At 44.4% G+C, this 7,339-nt stretch carries 5 protein-coding genes; all 5 read right to left on the bottom strand.

What is annotated here, in order from left to right:
* Positions 1-163: 163 nt before the first annotated feature.
* The 5 genes from nhaA to AACU59_RS04755 all read right to left on the bottom strand — a co-directional run bounded on the left by nhaA (position 164) and on the right by AACU59_RS04755 (position 7,329).
* Positions 164-1,309 (bottom strand): Na+/H+ antiporter NhaA, encoded by a 1,146-nt coding sequence (gene nhaA, locus AACU59_RS04775; RefSeq protein WP_026027720.1) that lies wholly within the window; start codon positions 1,307-1,309, stop codon positions 164-166.
* A gap of 280 nt (positions 1,310-1,589) precedes the next feature.
* Positions 1,590-2,723, bottom strand: coding sequence for a lipocalin-like domain-containing protein (locus tag AACU59_RS04770; RefSeq protein WP_094143666.1), 1,134 nt, complete (start codon positions 2,721-2,723; stop codon positions 1,590-1,592).
* Positions 2,724-5,177, bottom strand: coding sequence for an FtsX-like permease family protein (locus tag AACU59_RS04765; RefSeq protein WP_094145875.1), 2,454 nt, complete (start codon positions 5,175-5,177; stop codon positions 2,724-2,726).
* Positions 5,158-5,829 carry an ABC transporter ATP-binding protein gene (locus tag AACU59_RS04760; RefSeq protein WP_013857013.1) on the bottom strand — a complete coding sequence of 224 codons (672 nt, stop codon included), beginning with the start codon at positions 5,827-5,829 and terminating at the stop codon, positions 5,158-5,160. Before AACU59_RS04760 ends, AACU59_RS04765 begins: the two co-directional genes overlap by 20 nt.
* A gap of 123 nt (positions 5,830-5,952) precedes the next feature.
* The gene (locus tag AACU59_RS04755; RefSeq protein WP_094145876.1) at positions 5,953-7,329 is read right to left on the bottom strand and encodes an MATE family efflux transporter; all 1,377 of its coding nucleotides are present in this window, start codon (positions 7,327-7,329) and stop codon (positions 5,953-5,955) included.
* Positions 7,330-7,339 lie beyond the last annotated feature (10 nt).

Raw genomic sequence — 7,339 nt, 5'->3', positions numbered from 1 at the left:
GTCCGAGATTGGTGCGAAAAATATCAAAAAATAATTACGCTGGCAATAATTTTCAATAAATCGATAAAAACTTAAATTTTCTATTGATTAAGAATATTGATAAATCAAATGGTTAGTTTATAAAATGAATCAGCCCTCGTATTACGGAGGGCTGATTATATTCTTATGCGTTTTTTGGCAAAGATAAACGAAGCAATATATAGCCTACAATCGCGGCAGTGGTCGAGCCCATTAATATACCGAGCCGTGCAAACGTATCAAATTCAGCATTGGTCGGTCCAAAAGCCAATGACGAGATAAAAATCGACATTGTAAAGCCAATACCACATAGCACTGACACGGCAAAAATATGCTTGAAATTGATCCCTTCAGGCAATTTAGCGACACCGAGTTTCACCGCAGCCCAACTGAAGGTAAAAATACCCAATGGCTTACCAATAAATAGGCCAAGAGCCACGCCCAAAGGCAACATTGACGTGAGGCTAGATACGGAGATCCCTTCCAGTGAAATCCCGGCATTGGCAAATGCGAACAATGGCAGAATACCAAAAGCGACATACGGGTGTAGCGCATGCTCAAGATGCTTTAGCGGAGAATATTCGCCTTTATCACCTTTCAGCGGAATAGCAAAACCAATCACTACACCAGCCAAGGTTGCATGAACACCAGATTTAAGTACGGCAAACCATAAAATCGCACCGACAATTAAGTAAAGGCTGATTTTGGTAACATGCTTGTTGTTTAGTATAAAAAGCACACCAGTCATTAAGAAACCGACGGTTAACGCAATGGTAGAAAGATCACCGCTATAAAATAGCGCAATAATGACCACAACCCCTAAGTCATCAATAATCGCAAGCGCCAGCAAGAACACTTTTAAGCTGATTGGAACACGTTTACCCAATAGCGCCATAATACCTAGCGCAAACGCAATATCAGTGGCCGCTGGGATCGCCCAACCTTGAATCGCTTGTGCATCACCAGCCGTAAACAGCACGTAAATTAATGCTGGAGCAAGCATGCCGCCGACGGCAGCAATGGCTGGGAAAATAGCCGTTTCTTTGGATTTAAGAGCACCTTCCAACAATTCACGTTTGACTTCTAAACCAATCAACAAAAAGAATACGGCCATTAAGCCATCATTGATCCAATGCGACACTGACATTCCAAACACGTAGGAATGTAAAAAAGATTGGTAAACATCATTTAGCGGTGAGTTAGCAATCATCATTGCAATTGCAGCAGCAATAACCAGCAAAATACCACCTGCTGATTCCATCTTGAAAAAGTCGCGAATCACATCACTCATGATATCGTCCTTATAGTTATGCATGTTAATAAACCATTAACAAATGAATATGACAGAGTTTATACAGTAGCTGATAGAAGTAAAAATCGCTTGTTCAGATATTAAGAATCGGAATTTCCGAGTCAAGCATAACAATACAACGTATATTCCTTGGTTTTCACTATTTTCCCATTGTTGATTAGTTTTCATGCATAACAATTTTACAACAAAATAAAAAAGGTTCACAAAAACACAAAAGGCCAAGAACAACTTGACCTTTAGATTCCGCAAATATTTGAACTTAGTTGCTCGTTAGTTGCATGAAACCCGTCACCTTATGACTACCATCGGTGATAATTGGGCCTTCCCAATAAGGGATCAGAAAGGGCGACCACAGATCGCGATTCACCGCTTTCGTCACCAGATGAATATTATATTTAGGGATGTTTACCACCCATTGTAACGGGATGTCACGCTCATTCTCCGACGCGGCAGAAACGACAGGAACTAAATCAATTTCATCAGCAGATAGTGCGATCGTGGTGCCCGAATCTTTCACAATTGCCCCAAACAAATAGGGCTCTTGCTGAAAATAACGATAGCGATTAACCAATAAGGTTGTTTTGCTATCGAGTTTAACGAACAACTTATCCCATCCCTGTTTAGCGTTAGGCAGCAGATTATTACCCCACTCCTTGCTCAGCCATGCATTACCTGTGACTTGAATGGGTTGAGAGTTAACACCTAAGTTGAGCACACCTTTGACCTGCAAAAACGGTGCTTGGAGACTATATGAGGCTAAAGAAAGTGAATCATGCTTTTTTTGGTATCCCTGCTGACCAGGTAATACAAATGGCCCGGAAAGATTATTTTTTAATGAGAGTGAAAACGTGTCCGTCGCTACATCTAATACTCCAGGAAATGGAGTCGTCCCCGGTGCGCGCCAGTTCCAATTATCAATCCACATTTTAAACGGCTTTAATTCTAAGCCGGCTTGACCAATTCCGCCCCGCGCAATCCGCTGTTCACGCCAGACTTCATTCTTTGAAGAGATCACCACATAAGCAAGATAAAGCTGAGGACTAAGCCATCCATTGGCATCTCGAGCTTCATTAGCGAGACGAAAATAACTCCACTGGATCCCATATTGCTGCCCATGTTCATCACTGACATTCGCAAAGTAATGCCACCACTCATGTTCAAAACCTTGATGAAAATTGAAATCTTGAGGAAGTCGTACCGGGCGATTAGGAAGCACGAGCTCGAACGGGTGCTCTTTCGATATTGATGATGTATCCATTTGCTTAGAAGCTGTTTCAGAAACAGCATATTCTGAAATCGTTTGCTGTGCCTGCCAATACTGGTGCCACGAATAGAGGCCGAACAATACAGCAATCAACAAAGAGCACAAAAGTACGAGGTATCGTTTCATCATTTATAACGCGTCTCTAAATGAGCTAATCGGTGGCCTTCTAACCAAACGAATAACCGGGATTGCACCTGCGCACATCAAGGTCACCATCGCCCATGCTGCCGTTTTCAAATACTCCCCGGGGATCAACTGCAGTTGGATTGTCCAACCAAAGGATTGTTTAATCACGATGTCCACCACAAGACGAGCGAGTGCAAGCCCTAACGGCATTGCAATCACGAGTGCTATCGCCCCAAAAACACACAATTGCAAGCTGCCAATCACCACCAGCTCTTTACCAGAAACACCCAAACAACGCAGTAGCGAAACGTGTCGCTGGCGAGAAACCTCTCCGGCTAACGTAGCAAAGAAAATACCACACACGGCAATCAACAAAGTAATGCGTCCGAGCGTATCGGCGATGGAAAAGGTTCGGTCAAATACTCGCATCGCTTGATTGTGGATGTGGTTGTTATCAAATACTCGTTCATCACCAAGCCTAAATACCGACTCTAAGCGATTTTTCAAGCCTTGATCATTCACACCATCGCGCAAAATAACCCCTAGCGCCACATTCCCTTTCCCTGCAAATGCAAATAGCCAATTTTGATGTGACAATAAAACTTGATAGTAAGGGTTACCATAATCGTAATAAACCCCCGCGACTTGCCACTTTTGGCCCAAAGGCTCAGAAAGGTCAATAAAATCACCAGGCTTAATGCCTAATTTAAGCGCCATGGATTCACTGATCATCAAACTCTTTGAATGGTGTAAATCATACCAATAGTTAGGAACAGCAAGTTTAACCGTCAACGAGTCTAACTCACCATCGGAGATACCCGTGCTGACCACTTGCAATGCGCCTTTGTCAGTGGAGAAATCTTTTTCCCAACGCCACCAAACATCATTGACCTCAGGCTGCGCTTTCAACCAACTGCTCATTCTTGATGCAGAACTGTTGGTAGGATAGACATAAATATCGGCCGCTAAACGTTGGTTTAACCATTTTTCAGTAGTGTCTCTAAAGCTACCAACCATGGTTTCAATGCCAATATTCGCCGCCATAGCAATCATAAATGCCATAGTTGCGACACCGCGATAGCTCATACTGGCGGCTGCATCGGCAAAGAACCAACGCGCTTTTACCCAAGCGAGTGAATAGGAAAAACTGTTGAACAGCGTCCAAATAAGATAAGGCGTAAACAGCGCAACACTGAGTAACATCAACGCAATAATTGCAAAACCAGAAAGTTGCGTTTGTGGAACTTGATACACGGCAATCGCCGCGACAGTCAATGCGCAAGCAACAAGGGCTTGCAGGCGAAATTCTGTGCCAGCAAATCGAAGCAAAGAGAGACGAGCCGAAAGACGAATAGGTTGCGATTTTAGCAACCGGACGAGGGGCCAAGCGCACGCCGCGAATGCACCAATCAACGCCATGGCTAAACTGTAACTACTCCACTGCCAATTCCAGCTAATCGATAAACCGACATTAGCATCATACAAGTCACCCAAACTGGCTGAAACCGCTGGAATAAGTTGATTGGCCAATAATAACCCCAATCCGTTACCGCATATCCAGCTAAGCAGGACCATGCCAAACAACTCAATCACCAATGCTTGGGTAAGCTGCCAGCCAGAAACGCCCGCTTGTCGTAATAACCCGACTAAAGGTTGGCGCTGGATTAAAGATAAAGACATGGCTTGGTAGAATATGAATAGCCCGACCAAAAATGCCAACATACCCATTGCATTGAGATTGAGATGAAAAGCACGCGTGAGTGATTCCAGCTCAGTGCGAGAACTACGGACTAGCGTCAAACCATTAGGTAAATTATCTTTTAGCCTTTTCAGTTTCTCTGGCGGCATATCACCACAAGCAATAACAGATAAGCCCGAACTTTTCTTGAGCATTCGCACCAAGGATAGATCCGCAATAACGCGTGTGCCGTTGATGAGATCTTGTTGATCGATCTGAATAGGACCTAACTTTGATTCATTATCAAGCACGATAAAATCACCCGTTTGCCAACCTTGGAGACGAGCGAGATCAACACTCACCAAAATAGGATACGGCGGATTCATCAATGATAATGTCGAAAATTCCGATAAAGGAAGGCCGCTATTGGTTGGCAACATCGCGACGGGATCAAGCCCAATCAGCGAAATATCCGTGCCATTTTTTGTCGTCAAACGATGGTTTTCAAAAGGAGCGCACTGAGAAAATCCATCACGGCGCAACTGAATATAGAAACCTTGGGGGATTTTATTGGCAATATGCTTGGAACGAATACGATAAGGTAATGGATTAGAAAACAGCTTTTCGCCATGTTCGTAACTTTGACGAGCATGCTGGTTGATGGCCGTCACTCCCACCAACAATGAAACGCCAAGCGTTAAACCCAGCCATACTAGGATGATTTGTAAAGGATAACGCCGATAATGACCAAGTAGCGCCTTAACTACGGGCCATAACATGCAACAACCCTCCTTGTAAACGTACGCGACCATCCATATGCTGCGCGACTTTTTCACTGTGCGTCACCAATAATAACGTGCAATCCAACTGACGAGTTAAGGTCGTCAATAAACGCATCACCGCCTCGGCATTACGCTCATCAAGACTACCGGTTGGTTCATCTGCTAATAAAATCTTAGGCTCCATGTACAAGGAGCGCGCGATCGCAGCACGCTGCTGCTGCCCACCAGAAACCTCTTCAGGGTATCGGCCTAGCAACGGCATTAAATCAAGCGAAGAAAGAATTTGACGCAGTAAACCTTGGTCTTCCGGCATTCCTTTCAACTGACGACAAAAGCGAATATTATCCGCGAGATTGAGGGTGGGAAGAAGATTAAACTGCTGAAATATATGACCAATGTTATTTCGGCGATAAGCGGTACGCTTATTTTCTGACGTGTCATGCATGGCAAAACTTGGAAACCAAATTTCGCCAGAATCGACAATATCTAATCCGGCAATAAGGTTGAGTAATGTACTCTTACCCGAACCACTTTCACCCATCAATGCGATTTGGTCGCCTCGGTTTAATGTTAACTCTGCCCCCTGTAGCACGGGATGAAATTCATCGCCATCTAGATAGCCTTTACACAGGTTGGTCAGCTGTAACATCAAATCGCTCGCAATCGACTAAAATTGGATTGTGAATCTACACTAATTCTCCTGCAGTAGAAAGCATTTTGGATACCGGATCACATTATGTGCATCAAATTGCACCACCTAACTGCGTTGTGTCTAATTTTCAATCAAATTTCGCATCCACTTCTTGCTTTTCATTCGATAAAGAGAACCGCCCCATTTAATCAACTCTTCAACGAGAAACAATAAATAGATGGCTTCAGGCTTAGCACCAAGCACAATCGCACAAAATGCGGCTAACGGAATACCGATCAACCACTGCGCGACTAAATCTTGGTAAAGACAAAACTTTACGTCACCGCCAGCTCGCAACACGCCAACAATCACAGTCATTGGAATGGAACGTAAAATGATGCCAAGGCTCAGTATCACGATAAACTCTTCAGATAAAGCACGGGTTTCATCCGTCAAGGCGGTGAAAGAGTTCAGGATAGGGATCTGCACCACATACAAGGCGGCAGCGACGATCACGCCTACAAGAAGGCTGATGATAGTTAAACCTAAGGCTTGATAATAAACAGCATCGTACTGCTTAGCGCCAAGTTGGTTACCGACTAAAACCGCAGCCGCATTCGACATCCCAATCAGTAAACTCAATGAAATCGATTCTACTGGCGTCATCACCGATAACGCCGCTAAGCCTTGCACACCACTCTGCCCCATGATGGCATGGTAGGCAAATAAACCGCCTGCCCATGCAAGGAAATTAAAGGTGGTTGGCAACGAAAGCTTCAAAAAACGAGAAATGGTAGGCCATTCAATGATGGCTCGGATATCGTCAATTCCAAACGCTAACAGATGTTTCTTAGCATAGAGGTAACCGTATAAACACGCGACTTCAATAAAACCACTTAGCACGGTAGCAATCGCCGCACCTTCAATTCCCATTGCGGGAAAACCCAATTTGCCGAAAATCAGCACCCAGTTTAAAAACACGTTTGAAACAATACCAATACCGCTAAAAAACGTGCTGAGCCCTGGTTTATGCATCGCTCGCAACCCTACTGCCGTACTACTGACGCAAGCTACAGCAAACATACTGAGTGAGGTAATAACCAAATATTGGCTACCTAGCGCATTAACGGTCTCGGAATCCGTGGTTAGTGCCATAATTTGACTTGGAAACAGTAAAAATAGTGCCACCGTCATGACAGCAAATAGGTTAGCGACTAACCACGTAAGTGCGGTACTTTCTCGCACGCCCTGTTTGTTTCCTGCGCCCCAATACTGAGCTGTTAACAGTGCGCCTCCGGTTGTCACGCCCACTAGCATGATGGTGGTGACAAAAGTTGCTCTAGCGGCAACGCCTACCGCAGCGATTTCAGCCTCACCTAATTGCCCTAGCATCAAAACATCCACTAGACCACGACTAGAAAACATAATACTTTGCAAGGTGATCGGCAGAGCGATAGCCATTAAGCGACGGAAAAAATCGCCTCTTGTATGTAACACGATTTGCGAAAAAACAGACAACCGATCACCT

Source organism: Vibrio sp. V23_P3S9T160, from assembly GCF_963886625.1.
Lineage (GTDB): Bacteria > Pseudomonadota > Gammaproteobacteria > Enterobacterales > Vibrionaceae > Vibrio > Vibrio anguillarum.
Note: the sequence above shows the minus strand (reverse complement) of the source record. Positions and strands in the feature narration are given on the sequence as shown.

What these genes read in the sequence shown, in the direction of transcription:
- nhaA (WP_026027720.1), bottom strand. Translation starts at nt 1,309, where the DNA reads ATGAGTGATGTGATTCGCGACTTTTTCAAGATGGAATCAGCAGGTGGT.
- AACU59_RS04770 (WP_094143666.1), bottom strand. Translation starts at nt 2,723, where the DNA reads ATGATGAAACGATACCTCGTACTTTTGTGCTCTTTGTTGATTGCTGTA.
- AACU59_RS04765 (WP_094145875.1), bottom strand. Translation starts at nt 5,177, where the DNA reads ATGTTATGGCCCGTAGTTAAGGCGCTACTTGGTCATTATCGGCGTTAT.
- AACU59_RS04760 (WP_013857013.1), bottom strand. Translation starts at nt 5,829, where the DNA reads ATGTTACAGCTGACCAACCTGTGTAAAGGCTATCTAGATGGCGATGAA.